Genomic DNA, 17,118 nt, shown 5'->3' on the forward strand with positions numbered 1-17,118 from the left:
CGGCCTGGAAGTCAACGTCGAGGCCCGTGTTTGTCGCAGGCGCGCATCAATCTCCGCGTGTCCTACGCGCGCCGCACGTCTTCACCTACGGGGTTCCCCGTGGTCATCGCGTCCTGCGCGCGTCGTCGACGAGGTGCTCAGTAGACGTCGCGGCGGTAGCGGCCGTCGCGGATGAGGCCGTCGACATCGGCGTCGCCGAGCGTCTCGCGCAGCACCGCGTCGACCGCGCCCGCCATGCCTTGCAGGCTGCCGCAGACGTAGAGCGCGGCGCCGTCGGCGATCCATTCGCGCAGCCGTTGCGCGTGCCGCTCCAGCAGATGCTGCACATGGACGCGCTCGGACTGGTCGCGCGAGAAGGCCCAGTCCGCGTGAGCGATCAGGCCGTCGCGCTGCCAGGCGTCGATCTCCTCGCGGTAGTGCGCGTCGTGCGCGGACTGGCGTTCGCCGAAGAGCAGCCAGGCGGACGCGTTCTTCGTGTCCATGCGGGTCGCCGCGCGGGCCTTCAGGTGCGCGCGCAGTCCGGCCAACCCGGTGCCGTTGCCGACGAGGATCAGCTTGCGGTCGGCGTTCGCACCGATGCGGAAGCTCGCATGCGGGCGCAGCCGCATCGCCACGGTGCCGTCGAGCGGCAGCCGTCCGGTCAGCCAGCCCGACGAGAGTCCGGGCGTGCCGTCCTCGCGCATCGTGCGGCGAACCATCAGTTCGACGCGCCCATCGGAGGGCAATGAGGCGATCGTGTACTCGCGCGGCCGCTGCGCATCGTCGCCGGCGTCGTCGGTCGCGACGCTCACCTGCACGAGGTCGCCCGCTTCCCACGCCGGCAGCGGCGAACCGTCCGCCGGCGTCAGTTCCAGATGGAACACCGGACCGCCCTGGCTGCCCGGATTCAGATGCCGGCGCTCGCTCAGGCGCCACGACGTGAAGACCGGCGTCTCCCATTCCGCCAGATCGGCGGTGCCCGCGAAGTGGCTGAGCCGTTGGCGCCATTGCGCCAGCGCATGCTCGTCGGCACGATCGGAGTCGATGCGGTCGAACATCAACCGCGCGCCGTGCTCGCGCAGCCACGCATCGAGCGCACGCCCGAAGCCGCAGAAGTGCGTGTAGGTCGAATCGCCCAGCGCCAGCACGCCGACCTCGAGCGAGGACAGATCCAGTGCGGATCCCTCCGCCGCCATCAGGTCGCGCGCGAACGGCGCGGCGCTGTCCGGCGCATCGCCTTCGCCGTAGGTGCTGGCAATGAACAGCGCATGCCGCGCGCCGCGCAAGTCGTCGCGATCGATCTCGCCGAGCGAGGCCACGCGCACCGGCATGCCGGCCAGGTGCAGCGCCTTGGCGGTCTGCCAGGCGAGTTCCTCGGCCTGGCCGGTCTGGCTCGCGTGCAGCACCAGCACCGGCGGGCCCGCGTCTGCGGCGGGCAGCAACGCGGCAGCGGCGTCGGCCGCCTGTCGCAGCCGGCGGCGATGTCGCCACCAGACGGCGGCGCACAACAACAGATAGAGCGCGATCAGCAGCAGGGCCGCCGCGGGACGGGACAGGATCGGAGCCATCAGTGCATCACAGCATCAGCGCGCGCATCGCCGTGGAGAAGCGCTCCTCGAATCCGCCGCCTTCAGACGGCGACCGTCGGCGCACCAGCAGCGCAGCCAGTCCGAGGCGCTCCGCCAGCGCGAGGCCTTCGTCCGGCCCGAGCACCATCAGCGCCGTCGACCAGCCGTCGGCCCACATCGCGCTGTCGTGCACGACGGTGACCGACGCGAGTCCGTGTTCGATCGGCCGTCGGGTGCGCGGATCGATGGTGTGGGAGCGGCGCGGTCCGTCGGCCTCATCGAAGAATTTCCGGTAGTCGCCGGAGGTCGCCACCGACAGTCCGTGCAAGGCGATGCGCACCGGCGCGAGTCCGCAGTCCGCCGACGGCGGCTCCAGGTCGACCCACCACGGTTGGCCCTCCGGCTTGAGCCCGGCACCGCGCAGCTCCCCGCCGATCTCGACGAGGTGGTCCGGCAGTCCGAGCGCCGTCAGGACGGTGGACAAGCGATCGACCGCGAAGCCCTTGGCGATCGCCGAGAGGTCCAGCGTCGCCTCGCCGGGTTGCGTGAGCACGCGCCGCGTGCCGTCCCACGGCAGCGATGCCCAGCCGCAATGGACACGATCGCAGTCCTCGGGCGACGGCGCGCGGAAGTCCGGCGCATCGTGGCGCGGCGCGAGCGCGGTCTCGCCCGAAGGTCCGAAGCCCCACAGCGCGACCAGCGCGCCGGCGGTCGGGTCGTAAGCGCCGCCGCTCTCGGCCGCGATGCGCAAGGCCGCATCGACGACGGCGGCAAAACCGTCCGGCAACGGACACGCCGTGCCCGCCGCCGCGCGATTGAAGCGGCTGAGGTCCGAGCCCGCGGCCCAGCTGCTCATCTGCGCGATCACCTCGTCGCAGGCGTGGACGATGGCCGCCTCGATGGCGGCGAGTCGCAGCCCCGTCGGCCCGATGAAACGCGCGGACCAACTCGTCCCCATCGTCTCGCCGGCCAGTGCGTGCACGGTCTGCCCCAGCGCTGGCGGCTCGCCGACGATCTGCAGCGGAACGAGGACGCGCGGCTCGAGCGCGATGCCCGCGCCCCGCGTCGCCATCGTCCCGCTGATCACGCTCACTTCGGCAGCACCTCGAAGGTGGCGCTCACGCTGGCGCGCTGCACCGGCGCTTCACGCGTGCCGGTGGGGGCGTTCGGGCCGCGCGCGGGACCGGTGCTCGCACCGATGAAGTAGCGGCCCGGCTCCGTCCATTCGACGGTGAACTCGCCCTTCGCATCGGACTTCAGCTCGATCTCGCCGAACTTGTAGCGGTAGCGGTTGCCTTCTCGGATCAGCTTGAGCTGCACGTCGGCCGCCGGCTTGCCGTCCAGCACCAGGCGGAACTTCGTCTTGTCGCCGTGGCTCAGGTCGGTGACCGGACCCAGCGGCAGCAGCTCCAGGCCGTCGCCCTCGGGCTTGAAGTCGACCTTGCCGGCCTCTTCCTTGCTGACGAAGGTCTGCTGGCGGTTGCTCATCACCGTCAGCGCGGTGACCTCGGCATCGGCCGGCACGTCCTTGGCAAAACTTTCCTTCGTGCCGCGGAAGCGCTTGGTCTCGCCGCCCTGCTTGTACGCGCCCATCAGCGACTGGCTGACATTGCTCACGCGCCAGGTGCCGTCCTGCGTCAGCTTCACGTCGAAGCTCTCGCGGTGGCGGGCGGCGCTGCGGTTCTCAGCCTCGACGGTCTTGCCGTCGGGCGCGGTGATGCGGACCGTCTCCAGCTTCAGCGCGCGCTCGAAGTTGAAGAGGTCTTCCGAGACGGCCGCGTCGAACGAGGCCACCGGCTCCTTGCCGTCGAAGGCCGCCTTGTTGGGCAGCAGCCAGGTCATGTGCGCGTGCGCGGTCAGCGGCACCAGCGCGGCGACGGCCAGCGCGACGGGCGCGATGCGCGTGGCGATGTGGGAAGCGATCGAAGTCTTCTTCATGGGGAGTTCCTCCGTGTCTTGTCGTGGAGCCTGTCGCGACGCGATCAGGGCTTGACCGTCAGTTCCAGCGCGCCGAGCTCGTGCTCGCCTTGCGCCTTCTCCGTCGCGGCAGCCTTGACCGGCCAGGTCAGCGGCAGGCGCTGCACCTCGCGGCCGCCGGCTTCACGGCTGGATTCGACGACCACTTCGTACTTGCCCGGAGGCAGCGCGGCCAGCGCGGCGCTGGTGTCCAGCGAGATCGCGTGCTCGCCCGGTGCGCGCGTGGCGGCGGTCACGCCGTCCGCGGGCACCGTCAGGTTGCGGCCGCCCTGGCGCCACCACTGGCGCATGTCCTTGAGCCACTTGGTGCCGGCGTTGTTCTGCTTCTTGGTGTCGTACCAGACGGCCAACTGCGCGACGGCGGGACCGGACTCGCCGGCCTTCTCGACCCAGACGGCGATGTAGGGGCGGTGGTACTCGGCGACGTTCAGGCGCGGCACTTCCAGCTTGAGCTGGACGGTGGCGGCCCAGGCGGACGAGCCGACGGCCAGGGTGCCCAGCGTGCCGAGGGCACCGAGCTGGAGGAGGGTACGACTTGCGGAGCGATTCATGGTCGAGTCTCGGTTGAAGGTCGGGAGGATCCTGGCGGCGGCTCGGAGCGGAGAGGAAATCAATGGATCAGCAGCAACGCCAGCAGCGCAGGGATCACCAGACCCAGGCCGACGAGCGGCCAGGTGCTGGGGCGGCTGACCGCGTGGAACTTGAGGATCAGCAGGCCCGTGATCGAGAACAGCAGGCAGGCGACGGCGAAGAGGTCGATGAACCAGCTCCAGGCCACGCCGGCATGGCGGCCCTTGTGCAGGTCGTTGAGGTAGGAGATCCAGCCGCGGTCGGTGTCCTCGAACTCGACCTCGCCGCTGTCGCGCGCGATGCGGATCCACGCGTCGCCGCCCGGACGCGGCAGCGCGAGGTAGATCTCGTCGCGGTTCCACTCGGCCTCGCGGCCGTCGATCGCGCGACCCAGCTCCTTCCCCAGCCAGGTCCGCACCGTGGCGGGCACCGGCGCCTTGCTGTCGGGCTCATTGGCGGACGTCGGCTTCAGCGGCGCGGCCAGCTCGGCCGGCAGTTGCGCCGTCTTGCTGACGATGGCCGGCTTGGACTCGATGTCGGCGGCGTGGTTCAGCGTGATGCCGGTGACGGCGAACAGGATCATGCCGATCAGGCAGATCGCCGAGCTGATCCAGTGCCACTGGTGCAGCTGCTTCAGCCAGCCGGACCGCTTCGCGGCATTGCCGGCATGGCCGCCTGTATTCGTGCTCTTGGGTCCGCTCATGTCTCGGCCCAGAGCCGCAGCAGGTTGTGATAGTGGCCGGTGAGCGCGGTCGTTTCGGCGTCGTCGCCGAGCCGGCCGCGCAGCTTCTGGATGGTCTGGTCGAGCTCGAACAGCATCGCCCGCTGCCAGTCCTGGCGGATCAGGCTCTGCGTCCAGAAGAACGAGCAGATCCGCGCGCCGCGCGTCACCGGCGTCACGCGATGCAGGCTGGTGCTCGCGTAGACGATGAGGTCGCCCGCCGGCAGCTTCACCTCGTGCGTGCCGTAGGTGTCGACGACCTCGAGCTCGCCGCCGTCGTATTCGTCAGGCTCGCTCAGGAAGAGGGTGGAGGACACGTCGCTGCGCAGCGGCTGGTCGCTGCCCTGCTGGCGCATGATCGCGCCGTCGACGTGGAAGCCGTAATGCTCGCCGCCTTCATAGCGGTTGAACAGCGGCGCCAGCGTGCGCAGCGGCAGCGCCGCCGAGATGAACAGCGGATGCCGCGCCAGCACCTCGCGGATGTGCGCGCCGATCTCGCGCGCGGCCGGATGCTCGACCGGCAGCTGCCGGTTCTGCTTGACCTTCGCGCCCTGCTCGCCCACGGTCGCGCGACCGTCGGTCCAGTCGGCGGCGTCCAGGAGCTTGCGCATCTCGCGCACGTCCTGCTTGCTGAGCACTTCGGGGATGTGAAGAAGCATGTCCGGATCGAATCAATTCAGGAGGTCAGGACGCACGACGGCCCGCCCCTGCTAGGACAGGGACGGGCCGCGCGTACGCTACCTCAAACCGCCAGGCCTGGATCAGAAGCCGATGTTGGCGGAGAGCGTCGCGGCGCGCGGAGCGCCCAGCACCAGTCGGCCGCCGCCGTTGTTCAACGAGCTCATGTACTTCTTGTCGAACACGTTGGTGACGTTCAGCTGCAGCGAGACGTTCTTGTTGACGCGGTAGGCGCCCATGACGTCCATCACGGTGTAGGCCGGCAGTTCCGGCAGGCCGGTTGACGGGGCGGCGGCGACGGTGATCACGCGCTTCTGCTCCGACGTGTGGCGCGCGCCGACGGCACCGGTCCAGTCGTTCCACTGATAGGACGTCCACAGCGTGGCGGACCACTTCGGCGTCCAGCGCACGCCGTCCGTCACCGTCTGATTCGGGTTGGTCGCGGTGGAAGCGGCGCGCTGGTTGATCTGCTTGGTGTCCATGGTCTGGACGCCGGCGGTCACCTGCCAGAAGTTGGTGAGCTGGCCGACCGCGGCCAGCTCGATCCCCTGCACGCGGGTCTTGCCGCCTTGCGTGGCGACGTTGGTCAGCGCGTCCACGCTGACCTGGCCGTCGTTCTCGCTGCGGTACAGCGCGGCCGTCAGGTTCAGACGCTTGTTGAGCAGGTCCCACTTGGTGCCCAGCTCGTAGTTCGTCGTTTCCTGCGCGTCGGCGGCCGTGCCGGCCTGGCCGGAGCCGCTCAGCGTGAAGTTGGCGCTGCCCGGAGGCGTCAGCGAGTTGGCGGCGGCGGCGTAGACCGTGCCGTTGTCGGCCAGCTTGTACACGGCGCCGAGGTTCCAGCTGGTGATCCACTTGCCCGCGCTGAGCTTGGTGGTGGTGATCGTGTTGCCCAGCGCGCCGGTGCCGGTGGTGACGGCGCCGGTCGAGGTCTTGATCTTGTAGTGCTCGGTGCGCACACCGAAGGTGAGCTTGAGCGCATCGGTCACGGAGATCGTGTCCAGCGCGTAGATCGCCTGGGTGATGGTGCTGCCTTCGCTGTCGGCGCCAGTGGCGTAGGGCGTGCCCAGCACGTCGTTGGCGTTCGGGTTGTACAGGTTGGCCGGCGGGTTGGCGATGGCGGCGTAGCTCACGCCGTTGATCGTTTGCGCGGTCGTGCCGAAGCCGCGGCTGTCCTGGCTTTCGTACATCAGCTCGACGCCGGTGGCCAGGTCATGCTTGATGCCGCCGGTGTTGAACGCGGCGTTGATGCTGGTCTGGTTGGCCAGGATCTCGTTGGTCTGGTCCACGCGCTGACGCGAGCGGGCGATCTGCCAGGTGGACGGATCCGCCGTCACGACCGTGGCCGCCGTGCCGGTGCCCGGCACGTTCGTGATGCCGATGATGCCGGTGATCACGCGGTCCATGTGGGTGCGACCGTAGCGCGAGGTGTTGCGCACGGTCAGGCCGTTGCCGATGTCCATCTCCAGCTTGGAGGTGACCATGTCGGCCTTGACCTTCTCGCGGTCGCCGCGGCTGCCGTAGAAGTTGTCGGTGTCGACCTTCGCGGCCGTCTTCAGCGCCTCCAGGCCGGCGATCGCGGCGGGCGTCGAGCCGGCCGCGGGGTTCGCCACGGTGAAGCCTGCCCAGCCGATGGCCGGGATGCCGCCGTCCGGCACGTTGTTCTGACGCACGTGCTGCGAGTACAGGAAGAAGCGCGTCGGCGTGTTCAGGCCGAAGGCGATCCCCGGGGCGATCGCGTGCGTCTTGCGCTCGACGATGTCGCGGCCCGGCACGCCGTTGTCCTGCCACACGGCATTCAGACGCACGGCGGTGTTGTCCATCACCTTCTGGTTGACGTCGATGGAGGCGCGCTTGCGGCTCGCATCGCCGATCGTGATCACGCCGTCGATCGAGTTCTCGATCTGCGGCAGCTTGCTGATCAGGTTGATGTAGCCGGCGGACGCGCCGCGGCCGGTGTCGGCGCCCGACGGGCCCTTCACGACTTCGATCTGCTCGATGTTGAAGACGTCGCGCGTGACCGCGCCCAGGTCGCGGATGCCGTCGACGAAGGTCGAGGTGCTGGCCGAGAAGCCGCGCATCTGGAAGGTGTCGCCGGCGGAGGTGTTGCCGTTCTCACCCAACTGCATCGTGATGCCGGGGGTGTTCTGCAGCGCATCGATCAGCGAGACGGCGCCTTGCTCGCGCAGCACTTCCTTCTTGATCACCGAGATGGTCTTGGGCGTTTCCAGCAGGGGCTGGGTGATCTTCGAGGAGGCGCTCTTGTCGGCCTTGTAGTCGGACTGGGCGGTGCCTTCGACCTTCACCTGCGGCAGGTAGGGCGACGCGGCGGCAGACGCGGTGGCGGCATCGGCCGGTGCGGCGGCGGGGGCGTCGGCGGCGTGGGCCAGCGGGAAGGTCAGGGAAGCAGCCAGTGCGGCCAGCGGGGCCACCGCATGTTTGCGGCTCTTGATGTAACGGGACATGAATTCGAGCTCCGAGGGGAAGTTCTTGTAGGACATCTGGCTCGGCTGGCTGCGCGTGCTGGCGGCGTCGTCCCGACGCATCACGGCGCACGGTGGCGGGCCCCTCCCTGTCGCGTCTGGCTGGCGGTGGCGGGTGATTGAGGCCGGCTTGGACTCAAAGGTCGCAAATGCTAAGCATTCTCATTTGTATGTGTCAAAGAATTGATCTTCGTCAGGCTTTTCCGCGTGGCGAACGCGCGACGTCCCTGTTTCCGTTCTGTAAAGCACAAAACCCGCGGACGCTGTCGCGTGCCGCGGGTTCGGGGACTGCCGGGGCCGGCCCCGGTCAACGATGCGTCAGTTCAGCGGTCCGGCCTCGCCTTCCGCGTGTTCCGGCAGCTTGGGGGCCGTCTTGAGACTCCAGATCATCGTGATCGCCAGGATCGCGACCACAACACCCAACGACAGCAGCACGGGGATCTTGATCACGTCGATCAGCATCATCTTGGCGCCGATGAACACCAGGACCACCGCCAGGCCGTAGCTGAGCAGATGGAACTTGGACGCCATCGCCGCCAGCAGGAAGTACATCGCGCGCAGCCCCAGGATGGCGAAGATGTTGGAGCTCAGCACGATGAACGGATCGTTCGTGATCGCGAAGATCGCCGGGATGGAGTCCACCGCGAAGATCACGTCGGTCATGCCCACCAGCGCGATCACCAGCAGCATCGGGGTGGCGATGCGCTTGCCGTTCTCCAGGGTGAAGAAGCGCTCGCCGTCGAAGTTCTTGCTGACCGGCAGCACGCGGCGCAGCAGCTTCAGCGCGGGGTTGTCCTCAAGGTCGGGTTCCTTGCCGGCCGCCCACCACATCTTGATGCCGGTGATCAGCAGGAAGGCGCCGAACAGGTAGAGGATCCAGTGGAACTGCGCGATCAGCCAGCCGCCCACCAGGATCATCACCGTGCGCAGCACGATGGCGCCGATGATGCCCATCATGAGCACCCGCTTCTGGTAGGCCGACGGCACCGAGAAGTAGGTGAAGATCATCAGGAAGACGAAGATGTTGTCGACCGCCAGCGATTTCTCGATGAGATAGCCGGTGATGAACTCCAGCGCCTTGGTGTTGGCGAGTTCCGTGCTGCCGGTGCCGTCCCGCACGGCCCACCAGAGCAGGCCCATGAAGGCGACGCTCAGCGCCACCCACACCAGCGACCAGTTGATCGCTTCGCGGACGCCCACGTCGTGCGCGCCCTGCTTGCGCAGGACGACGAAGTCCAGGATCAGCGACACCACGACGATGCCGACGAATGCCACCCACAGCCACATGGGAACGATCGTGCTCATGAGAGCTCCTTGCAAGAACGAATGGCGAGCTGGCGCCATCCCGGTTTCAACGGCAACGCGCCGCCTCTGGCCGGCGCGTAGCGATCGAAGGGTCTTGCAAGGCTGATGTGGGCTCGCGGTCGGTGGACCTGGCGAATCCGGCATCAGGTGCAGGGCCCGGCTGCCTTCACGGCAACGTCTTGACGGGCATCTGCCGCGGCCTGGGCCGCGCGGCTACTCCCCCTTCGGAAGGTTCGAATTATCCTTCACTTCATCCATTTCAAGTTCGTATTTTCCTGACGATCGATACCGGTATGCTGAGCGCATGAAAACGCTGACCCGCTGGATGCTGCTGGCCGCCGCGCTGCTGCTGGTGGCGCATCTCTATCCCGGCGTCCAGGTGAAGGGCTTCGTCACCGCGCTGATCGCGGCCTTCGTGCTGGGCCTGTTCAACACCATCCTGCGGCCGGTGCTGGTGCTGCTCACCTTGCCCGTGACACTGCTGACGCTGGGGCTGTTCCTCTTCGTCATCAATGCGCTGCTGTTCTGGGCAACGGCCAGCGTGCTGGACGGCTTCACCGTCGCCGGCTTCGGCGCGGCCTTGATCGGCTCGCTGATCTACTCGCTGTGCGGCATGGCGATCGACGTGCTGATCGAACGCCTGTTCCCCGACAGCGAGTAAATCGCCGACCGCCGGGCGCTCAGGGCTCCGCGCCAGGCGGCACGCCGCGCGGGTACATCTCCATGAGCATCTGGCGACGCTCGTAACGGAGGTCGCGCAGGCGCGAGTCGATCACCGAGGCTTCGAACTGGTCGGCCGACCGGGCCCGGCCCTGGCGTTCCGCGGAAGCCAGCCGGTCGATCGCGCCGGTGATGTCGCCGAGCGCCGCACGGGTCTCGCCCTGTGCGCGCAGGGAGCGCAGCGGCTGGCCGAGCTGTTGCCACAGGGTGCCGCTTTCCTGCCAGGCGAGCGCGTCCTGCGCATGCAACGCGAGATGCGTCTGCAAGGCTTCTGCCGCTTCCCGCTTCACTTCCGGACGCGCGTCCGCCTGCGCCAGATCGGCGCGGATCATCAGCATCGGACGCGAGCGTTCGTTCTTCAACGGCTCCAGCGCCGCGAAGCCGGCCTCGGGGCGGTTGCGGGCCACCTCCAGCTCGGCATGCGCATAGACCAGCAGACGCTTCGCCCCCGGATCCGCGCCGAGGAGGCCGGCCAAGGCGTCCGCAGTCTTCAATGTGGCTTCAGCTCGGGAGAAGTCGCGCAGCTTGATCGAGGCCAGCGCGCTGGTATATCGCGCGGCCAATTGGTCGATGTTCTTCTCTCCGGCTCTCGATCCGGCGTCCAGGCCTTGGAGCACGCGCCATGGATCGGTCCGCTGATCCATCAACACCTTGGCACGGGCGGCCATCAAGGCGTGCTCGGACGTGCCCACCAGCTTGGCCTGGCTGCTCGTCCCCAGGCGGGCCTTGGCTTCGCCGATACGCTCGCTGGTCAGCGGGTGGCTGCGCAGGTAGGGGTAGGCGCCGGAGTCCATCAGGTGGTAGGCCTGCTCCATGCGCTCGAACATGCTGGCCATGCCGGCCGGCTGGTAGCCCGCCTGCGTCATGACCTGGAAGCCCACGCGATCGGCCTCGCGTTCCATGTCGCGCGAGAAGTTCAGCTGTGCCTGCGCCGCCGCCGCCTGGCTGGTGACGATCGCCGCCTGCGCGCCGTCGATGCTGCGTGTCTTCGCGGCGGCCAGGATGCCCAGCAGCAGGCCCACCGTGGCGAGCGCGCTGGTGCGGGCATCACCGACGATGCTGCGCGCGATGTGACGCTGCGTGACGTGCGACAGCTCGTGACCCATCACCGATGCCAGCTCGTCGCGCGCGCCGGTCATCGCGATCAGGCCGAGATGGATGCCGACATAGCCGCCGGGCAGCGCGAAAGCGTTCACCGACCGGTCGCGGACCAGGAAGAGCTCCCACGCGAAGCGGTCGCTGGTGTCGTCGCTGATGTTGCCGAGGCGACGTGCGGCGTCCACCAGCGGCTGCCAGGTGTTCTGCGCGTATTCGAGCAGCAGCGGATCGTCGATGTAGTCCGGGTCCGGGCGGATCTGCCGCATGACCTGGTCGCCGAGCTTCTTCTCGGCGCCGATGCTCACGTCCGCCGAGACCGAATCGCCCAGGGCCGGCAGGTTCACCTGCGCGACGGCGCTCTGGCCGAGCAGCGCGACGCTGACCAGCGCCGCCAGGCAACGCCGGGTGAAGGGAAGGGGGTTCGTTCGCTTCAAGGGATCTCCAGGGCCGGAACTATGATGACGCCTCTTCGGTTTCGCGATTGTTGCCGCGCTCATGAGCTCGCCTCTGACCCATTTTGACGCCAACGGACAGGCCCACATGGTGGACGTCTCCGGCAAGGATGTCACGCACCGCGTGGCCCGGGCCGCGGGCCGCATCCGGATGAAGCCCGAGACGCTGGCCTTGATCCGCGACGGGAACGCCAAGAAGGGCGATGTCATCGGCGTTGCGCGCATCGCCGCCATCCAGGGCGCCAAGCGAACCTCCGATCTGATCCCGCTCTGCCATCCGCTTCCGATCACCCGGGTCACCGTCGACTTCGCGCTGGACGAACCGGCGAACGCCGTCGTCTGCACGGTCCAGGTGGAGACGCTGGGCCGCACCGGCGTCGAGATGGAAGCGCTGACCGCGGTGCACATCGGCCTCCTCACCATCTACGACATGTGCAAGGCCGCCGATCGCGGCATGGTGATGGAGCAGATCCGCGTGCTGGAGAAACAGGGCGGCAAGTCGGGCGAGTGGCGCGCCGAGGTCTGAGCGCACCTTCCCGCTGCGGTCCCGCCGCTCCCATCGACATCCGACGCGATCAGCGCAATTCACGGAAGCTGTAATCGCGCTGCGGCGGCTCGCACTGGAACGGCTTTGCCGCCGCTCCGAGTGCCGCCACTTCATCGCACTCAGCCAGCCATTCCTCGCTGGCGGCATTGCGGAACTCGCGCAGCCTTGCCACGAGGTAACGTGCCTTGTCAGTCTCGCCGACCGCGTTGAGCGACTTCGCCCAGGCCATCAACAGCCGTGTGTCGATCAGGTGGTGGCCGGTCTGCCGTGAAGCCTCCAGCGCCACCGCGCCGGGCGGCTGCACAGTCGCTTCCGCATAGTCGGCCTGCAAGGCAAACAGCGGGGAACGCTGGCCCGCCAGGATGCGATCGTCGAGCGACGCCGCGCCCACCGGCGGCGCATAGATGTGAACGATGCGCAGGTAATCGACGACCACCAGCGGCACGGCCGCCGTGATCGCCAGTCCGAGCACGGCGAGCCCCGGACGTCGACGCGGCGAAGCAATCTCGGATCGAACCGGAGCGGCGCGCTTGGAAGCATCGGCGGCGCGCGGACCCGTCCAGCACAAGCCGTACGCCAGCGCGGCGGGCAGCAGGAAGTAGGCGTACCAGAGCGGGTACTCGACCTGGCTATGAACGCCGATCATTGCGACGAGCATGCCGGCACAGTGACCCGCAGGGCCGCCGCGGATGGCGCGCCAGAGCCCCGTCGCCAGCCCCCACGCCAGCAGGCCCAAGGTCACCAGACCCAGCGGCAGCCCCATCTCGACGAGCAGTTGCATCTCGAGGTTGTGCGTGTGATCGAAGAACGCCACCGGCCGATCCGGGAACGGCGTCAAGGTCCAGGCAAGGTTGAAATCCCCCCAGCCCGACCCCGTCAGCGGGTACTGCGCGAGCAGGTCCTTGGCGTTCTTGAGGATCGCAAGACGCGACGGCGAGCCGGCCCCTTCATCGGAGAGCCGCGCCTGCGCGCGGAACGCGTGATGCCCCTGCGCCGCGTAGAGGTCCATCAGACCCCAGCAGATGCCGAACATGACCACCGTGGAGCCCAGTGCAATCCGGACACGCGGAGCCAGGCGCCAGTCGACTGCGCCCCAGAGCACGAGCAAGGCGATGCCGATCCATCCGGTGCGGGAGCCGCTGAGCACGACGCAGAACACGAACAGGAACAGCATCACGTACAACGCCACCGTGCCCGCCATCGCGCTGCGGAGTCGCCGTGCCAGCCAGCCGCCCTGTTCCAGCCAGACGACACCGACACAGGCCCACATCAGCAGGCTGGCGAGATGGTTGGGTTGGCGCATGTTCCCCACGGCACTCCCCACGACGCCCGAACGGGCGATGAGGACGCCGTTAGCCAGTTCCGGGAAGAACATCTGCACGATGCAGACCACCACGCTCAGGAGGCCCGCACCGACGAGCGCAACGCAGAAGAGCGTCAACACCGCATCGCGTTGCCGGCTCGTCACGGCACGTCCGACCTGCACCGCCACCCACGCGCCTAGCAGCATGGCCATGCTCGTGAGCGCCATCGACCAGGGGAGCCCATGCGTGAACGGCGCTGCGGCCGCGACGACCGACATCAGCAGCAGACCGAGCGAGACGCCGTCGAAGCGCCAGCCCGGCTCCAGCACGCGGCTCCAGGCCAGCCCGGCAACCAGCAGCCCCAGGCCGGCGAAGGCGGCCAGCTGGTTGTAGAGCGTGGCCGACGGGGTCTGGTTGTAGGCGATCAGCGGTGCCAGCATGACGCCGCAGAGCAGTCCGAGCAGCACCAGGATCTGGCGATGAGGCGCCGAATCAGGGACGGAGAGATCGGCGGCGGAGGCCGTCGCGGCGAGCGTCATGAGGGTGCGGGCAGTCGTGGGGGACAGGTCGGAACTCTAACGCCCCGCCGCGGCAGACCCGATCGACGCGCCGTCGGTACGTCGGCGGTACGTGGGCGGTGCGCCGGCCGGTGCGTCAGTTCGTGTCGATCGGAGCGAAGCCGACCGGATCGCCGCTGGTCTTGTCGACCAGCACCGACCAATCGTTGCGACGTGCCAGCATCGGCAGATAAAGCAACTGATCGGCAGGCTTGCCGGTGCGCGCCACCGCCTCACGCAGGGCATCTGTGGCCGTCGCCATCAACGGGGCCACGGACTTGCCGACCTTGAGCGTCTGTTGGCGCGCCTCAGGGCCCCAGGCGCGCCAGAACATCGGGCGGCTTCCGAGGTCCAGCCCGCCCATGCCGGCCATGATGGCGTCGTACTTCTGCTCCTGGGTCGGAAGCGCAACGGTGACGAGGCGCGGACCGGTGAGCGAGAGCGATTGGAAGCCCGGCTGGGCTTGCGGGAACTCCTGTACTGCGACGTCCACCGCCGTGGTGACACGGAAACGGTCGACCTCCAGCGCCAGCACCGCGGGCCGTGCCATGAACACGGTGAACAGGCCGCCGCCCAGGGCGATCAGCTGGAAGATGACGATGATGGCCAGATCACGTCGCAGTTCCTTGAGGGGCTTGCGAATGTCGAAGATCGCGAAGGTGATGAGCGGGCCCATGATCACGTCGACGGTCATCACCAGGAACAGCAGGTCCTCGCCGCCCGACACGATGCGATACGGCCAGGGATACCAGACGAACAGCACCAGCGCCGCCACCGCGGTTGCGACCGCCAGACAACTGCTCAAATGGATCAGCGCAGCGCGCGTTCGCTGCCGCCATTCCATCCTTCCTTCCATCGTTCTTTTCATCAGAACCATCCATGCGCCCAGAAGCGCGGGTTGAACGCCTCGTAGCCGACGGCATCCACCTTCGGCCCTCCCGTCTGGAGGCGCGGCGAGTCGTCGAAGCGGGCTTCGCCGAAAGCCACCGTCATGGCCACGACGAGGACCGCTGCCAAGACACCACGGCCTGCGCGACGCCCCACGTTTCGCGTCGATCGATCAGGTTCGTGGGACCCACCGAGTTCAATTATCTTTGCGCCTCGAACCGTGCCCATCAACAGCGCGATCAACACCACACACCAGAGTTGCGACATCGGCATCACGAAGCTGCCCGAAAACATGCCATCAACCAACATGGCGACGGTCGCGGCGGTCAACGCACCTGCCAGTGCAGGTTGCGACTGAATCAATGCACGCAGAGATCGCGCCGCAACCCACAGGCCGCGGATGGCGCACCACGCAATCACGAGGAATGCAGGGGCTCCGTACTCGGCGAGGACTTGCGCATAAACGTTGTGGGGGTGTGCCGCGATCGGATTGACGTGGTGGGCGAAATGCATCGGCCCGACCCCCAGCCAGGGGGACGTCCGGAACAGGTCCACCGCGCGCAGGGCAAGGTAGCCGCGGAAATGAGTCGAGAGCACCGAGTCCGACATCTCTGCCACCAGATGCCCGTACCAGAGCAGCCAGGCTGCGCCCATCGCCATGGCACCGGCGCTCAGCCAGATCACCATTGACGCGACATAGCGCCGGCTTGGCCGCCCAATGAGCCAAGTCGCCGCGATCGCCCCGGCAAGCAGCCCGAGGATGGAAGCGCGGCCCAGGTAAAGCGCCAAAATCGCTCCGCTCACGAACAGCGAAAAGGCCGAGACTCGTCGCAACCATCGCGGCGAGTTCTCCCGCAGCAGGGCAACCCCGGACAACGGCACCGCGACAGTCTGCGCGTGATTCAAAAACCGGGCGTTGTCGAACCCCGGGCTCATCTCCCATGGAGAGAAGGGCACGGCCACGACGCCCGCCATGATGAAGGTGCTCAGCCACACCGCGCCATAGACGGCACCGCCGATGGTGAGCACGTCCAGGAAGCGGTCCCGGATCAGAGGATCGGACAATGGCACGGACAGCGCCAGGGCAGCAATGAACAGCCCCCCGATCAAGGCGACCTCTCGGACAGCCATCCAGGGGTACACCGCCTGAATGCTGGACGCGGCAACCAGAAGGATCAACGCGCCTGCAGGCCACACGTCGCGACCCCGCATGGGCCCGGTCGTGCGTCGCATCATTGCCCAGACCGCTCCAGCCACCGCGATGAAGACCAGCTCTCCCAGGCGTGTGAAGTCATGCGCTTGCAAATGTGTGTCGAACACGACGTGCAGCATCGGCAGGGCCCACAGCAGTACCGCGAAAGCCAGCGAAAGGAAGGCCAACTTCGGTGAGGCGAGAGGGTTGGTTTGCAAGGCGAAATGATCCTACAGCCAGACGAGGGCGTGGCGTCCTCATGCGGCATCAGAGAAGCGCAAAGGCCAGTCCGCGGTCCGCGGATTGGCCCTTGAACTCACGCGCCGCATGCGAAAAGGGAGCCCGAAGGCTCCCCATTCATGCATTGCTGCGAAGTATCAGCTGCCGGTCTTGCAAGCGGCGGTCAGGTACTTTTGCGGGATGTTGCCACCGCAGACCCAGGTAACGGTCGGGTTGTTCGCGTTGGCCGGGATCGAGCCCGTCAGCGTCAGGTTCTGGGCGTCGACATCCGGGCCAATGGCACGAGCGACGACAGTCACGGTGCCAGTCAGGGCGCCGCCAGTGTAGGTACGCGAAGCGACGTACTTGCTGGTAACGTCATCCAGAGCCAGTTGCGTGGGGGTCGGGAAGGCGTTCGTGGTCGTCACGAACTCTTGCAGCGAAGCCTTCGGCTGCGAAGCGACCGACATCAGTTCGGTGACCTTCGACTTCTTCATGTAGTCGGAGTAGGCCGGCAGAGCGACGGCAGCCAGAATACCGATGATCGCCACGACGATCATCAGTTCGATCAGGGTGAAACCTTGTTGAACGCGCTTCATAAAAACTCCAGAGAGGAAGTGGGGGTAGAGACAGACTGGTTGTACGCAGGGCCCGTGCCAACCCCTTTCCTTCTTCGATTCGTGCGCCAATTCACGCCCTGCCGAGCTGTGGCCAACTTCAAGTGACGTTTTTTGTCAGCCGACAACCGCCGAAATCTGTCACCTTCCCGGCCCCTGACAAGGTTTGTCAGATCGCTCCGTCGGACGTAGCCCTGAAGTGCCGCAGCCCGCGTTGGACCTTCTCCGACGCGGGCTGCGAGTGGC

At 67.5% G+C, this 17,118-nt stretch carries 15 protein-coding genes; 2 read left to right on the forward strand and 13 right to left on the reverse strand.

Features of this window, described 5'->3' with window-relative positions:
• Positions 1–137 precede the first annotated feature (137 nt).
• From ACQZ13_RS28290 to ACQZ13_RS28325, 8 genes are all read right to left on the reverse strand, one after another.
• Positions 138–1,547 (reverse strand): sulfite reductase subunit alpha, encoded by a 1,410-nt coding sequence (locus ACQZ13_RS28290; protein ID WP_431049144.1) that lies wholly within the window; start codon positions 1,545–1,547, stop codon positions 138–140.
• 7 nt (positions 1,548–1,554) lie between these two features.
• Positions 1,555–2,640, reverse strand: coding sequence for an FAD:protein FMN transferase (locus tag ACQZ13_RS28295; protein ID WP_431049145.1), 1,086 nt, complete (start codon positions 2,638–2,640; stop codon positions 1,555–1,557).
• Positions 2,637–3,485, reverse strand: a complete 849-nt coding sequence (locus ACQZ13_RS28300) for a DUF4198 domain-containing protein (protein ID WP_431049146.1) — start codon at positions 3,483–3,485, stop codon at positions 2,637–2,639. The genes ACQZ13_RS28295 and ACQZ13_RS28300 overlap by 4 nt, the downstream gene beginning before the upstream one ends.
• 44 nt (positions 3,486–3,529) lie before the next feature.
• A complete protein-coding gene (locus tag ACQZ13_RS28305; protein WP_088408638.1) occupies positions 3,530–4,075 on the reverse strand; it encodes a DUF2271 domain-containing protein in 546 nt (181 codons plus the stop codon).
• Between the two features lie 59 nt (positions 4,076–4,134).
• Complete coding sequence (locus tag ACQZ13_RS28310; RefSeq protein WP_431049147.1) at positions 4,135–4,797, reverse strand: PepSY-associated TM helix domain-containing protein; 663 nt, start codon at positions 4,795–4,797, stop codon at positions 4,135–4,137.
• Complete coding sequence (locus ACQZ13_RS28315) at positions 4,794–5,474, reverse strand: Fe2+-dependent dioxygenase (RefSeq protein ID WP_431049148.1); 681 nt, start codon at positions 5,472–5,474, stop codon at positions 4,794–4,796. Before ACQZ13_RS28315 ends, ACQZ13_RS28310 begins: the two co-directional genes overlap by 4 nt.
• A 102-nt stretch (positions 5,475–5,576) precedes the next feature.
• Positions 5,577–7,955 (reverse strand): catecholate siderophore receptor Fiu, encoded by a 2,379-nt coding sequence (locus ACQZ13_RS28320; protein ID WP_431049149.1) that lies wholly within the window; start codon positions 7,953–7,955, stop codon positions 5,577–5,579.
• A 336-nt stretch (positions 7,956–8,291) separates the two neighbouring features.
• Complete coding sequence (locus tag ACQZ13_RS28325) at positions 8,292–9,278, reverse strand: TerC family protein (protein ID WP_431049150.1); 987 nt, start codon at positions 9,276–9,278, stop codon at positions 8,292–8,294.
• 304 nt (positions 9,279–9,582) lie between these two features.
• Here ACQZ13_RS28325 and ACQZ13_RS28330 point away from each other — a divergent pair, with 304 nt between their 5' ends.
• Positions 9,583–9,939, forward strand: coding sequence for a phage holin family protein (locus ACQZ13_RS28330; RefSeq protein WP_088408643.1), 357 nt, complete (start codon positions 9,583–9,585; stop codon positions 9,937–9,939).
• A gap of 19 nt (positions 9,940–9,958) precedes the next feature.
• Here ACQZ13_RS28330 and ACQZ13_RS28335 read toward each other — a convergent pair whose 3' ends face one another.
• On the reverse strand, positions 9,959–11,530 hold the full coding sequence (locus ACQZ13_RS28335) for a M48 family metalloprotease (protein WP_431049151.1): 1,572 nt from the start codon (positions 11,528–11,530) through the stop codon (positions 9,959–9,961).
• Positions 11,531–11,591: 61 nt separating this feature from the next.
• Here ACQZ13_RS28335 and moaC point away from each other — a divergent pair, with 61 nt between their 5' ends.
• Positions 11,592–12,074 carry a cyclic pyranopterin monophosphate synthase MoaC gene (moaC, locus tag ACQZ13_RS28340; RefSeq protein ID WP_431049153.1) on the forward strand — a complete coding sequence of 161 codons (483 nt, stop codon included), beginning with the start codon at positions 11,592–11,594 and terminating at the stop codon, positions 12,072–12,074.
• Between the two features lie 49 nt (positions 12,075–12,123).
• Here the strand turns inward: moaC and ACQZ13_RS28345 are convergent, their stop codons facing one another.
• From ACQZ13_RS28345 to ACQZ13_RS28360, 4 genes are all read right to left on the reverse strand, one after another.
• Positions 12,124–13,938 carry a Wzy polymerase domain-containing protein gene (locus ACQZ13_RS28345; protein WP_431049154.1) on the reverse strand — a complete coding sequence of 605 codons (1,815 nt, stop codon included), beginning with the start codon at positions 13,936–13,938 and terminating at the stop codon, positions 12,124–12,126.
• 115 nt (positions 13,939–14,053) lie between these two features.
• Entirely contained in the window at positions 14,054–14,761 is a 708-nt protein-coding gene (locus ACQZ13_RS28350; protein ID WP_431049155.1) for a TfpX/TfpZ family type IV pilin accessory protein, read from the reverse strand.
• 62 nt (positions 14,762–14,823) lie between these two features.
• A complete protein-coding gene (locus tag ACQZ13_RS28355) occupies positions 14,824–16,254 on the reverse strand; it encodes an O-antigen ligase family protein (protein WP_431049156.1) in 1,431 nt (476 codons plus the stop codon).
• Between the two features lie 159 nt (positions 16,255–16,413).
• Positions 16,414–16,854, reverse strand: a complete 441-nt coding sequence (locus ACQZ13_RS28360) for a pilin (protein WP_431049157.1) — start codon at positions 16,852–16,854, stop codon at positions 16,414–16,416.
• Between the last annotated feature and the right edge of the window lie 264 nt (positions 16,855–17,118).

It is taken from the genome of Roseateles sp. L2-2, from assembly GCF_050613215.1.
Taxonomy (GTDB): Bacteria; Pseudomonadota; Gammaproteobacteria; order Burkholderiales; family Burkholderiaceae_C; genus Roseateles; species Roseateles noduli.

What these genes read in the sequence shown, in the direction of transcription:
- ACQZ13_RS28290 (WP_431049144.1), bottom strand. Translation starts at nt 1,547, where the DNA reads ATGGCTCCGATCCTGTCCCGTCCCGCGGCGGCCCTGCTGCTGATCGCG.
- ACQZ13_RS28300 (WP_431049146.1), bottom strand. Translation starts at nt 3,485, where the DNA reads ATGAAGAAGACTTCGATCGCTTCCCACATCGCCACGCGCATCGCGCCC.
- ACQZ13_RS28305 (WP_088408638.1), bottom strand. Translation starts at nt 4,075, where the DNA reads ATGAATCGCTCCGCAAGTCGTACCCTCCTCCAGCTCGGTGCCCTCGGC.
- ACQZ13_RS28310 (WP_431049147.1), bottom strand. Translation starts at nt 4,797, where the DNA reads ATGAGCGGACCCAAGAGCACGAATACAGGCGGCCATGCCGGCAATGCC.
- ACQZ13_RS28315 (WP_431049148.1), bottom strand. Translation starts at nt 5,474, where the DNA reads ATGCTTCTTCACATCCCCGAAGTGCTCAGCAAGCAGGACGTGCGCGAG.
- ACQZ13_RS28320 (WP_431049149.1), bottom strand. Translation starts at nt 7,955, where the DNA reads ATGTCCCGTTACATCAAGAGCCGCAAACATGCGGTGGCCCCGCTGGCC.
- ACQZ13_RS28325 (WP_431049150.1), bottom strand. Translation starts at nt 9,278, where the DNA reads ATGAGCACGATCGTTCCCATGTGGCTGTGGGTGGCATTCGTCGGCATC.
- ACQZ13_RS28330 (WP_088408643.1), top strand. Translation starts at nt 9,583, where the DNA reads ATGAAAACGCTGACCCGCTGGATGCTGCTGGCCGCCGCGCTGCTGCTG.
- moaC (WP_431049153.1), top strand. Translation starts at nt 11,592, where the DNA reads ATGAGCTCGCCTCTGACCCATTTTGACGCCAACGGACAGGCCCACATG.
- ACQZ13_RS28345 (WP_431049154.1), bottom strand. Translation starts at nt 13,938, where the DNA reads ATGACGCTCGCCGCGACGGCCTCCGCCGCCGATCTCTCCGTCCCTGAT.
- ACQZ13_RS28360 (WP_431049157.1), bottom strand. Translation starts at nt 16,854, where the DNA reads ATGAAGCGCGTTCAACAAGGTTTCACCCTGATCGAACTGATGATCGTC.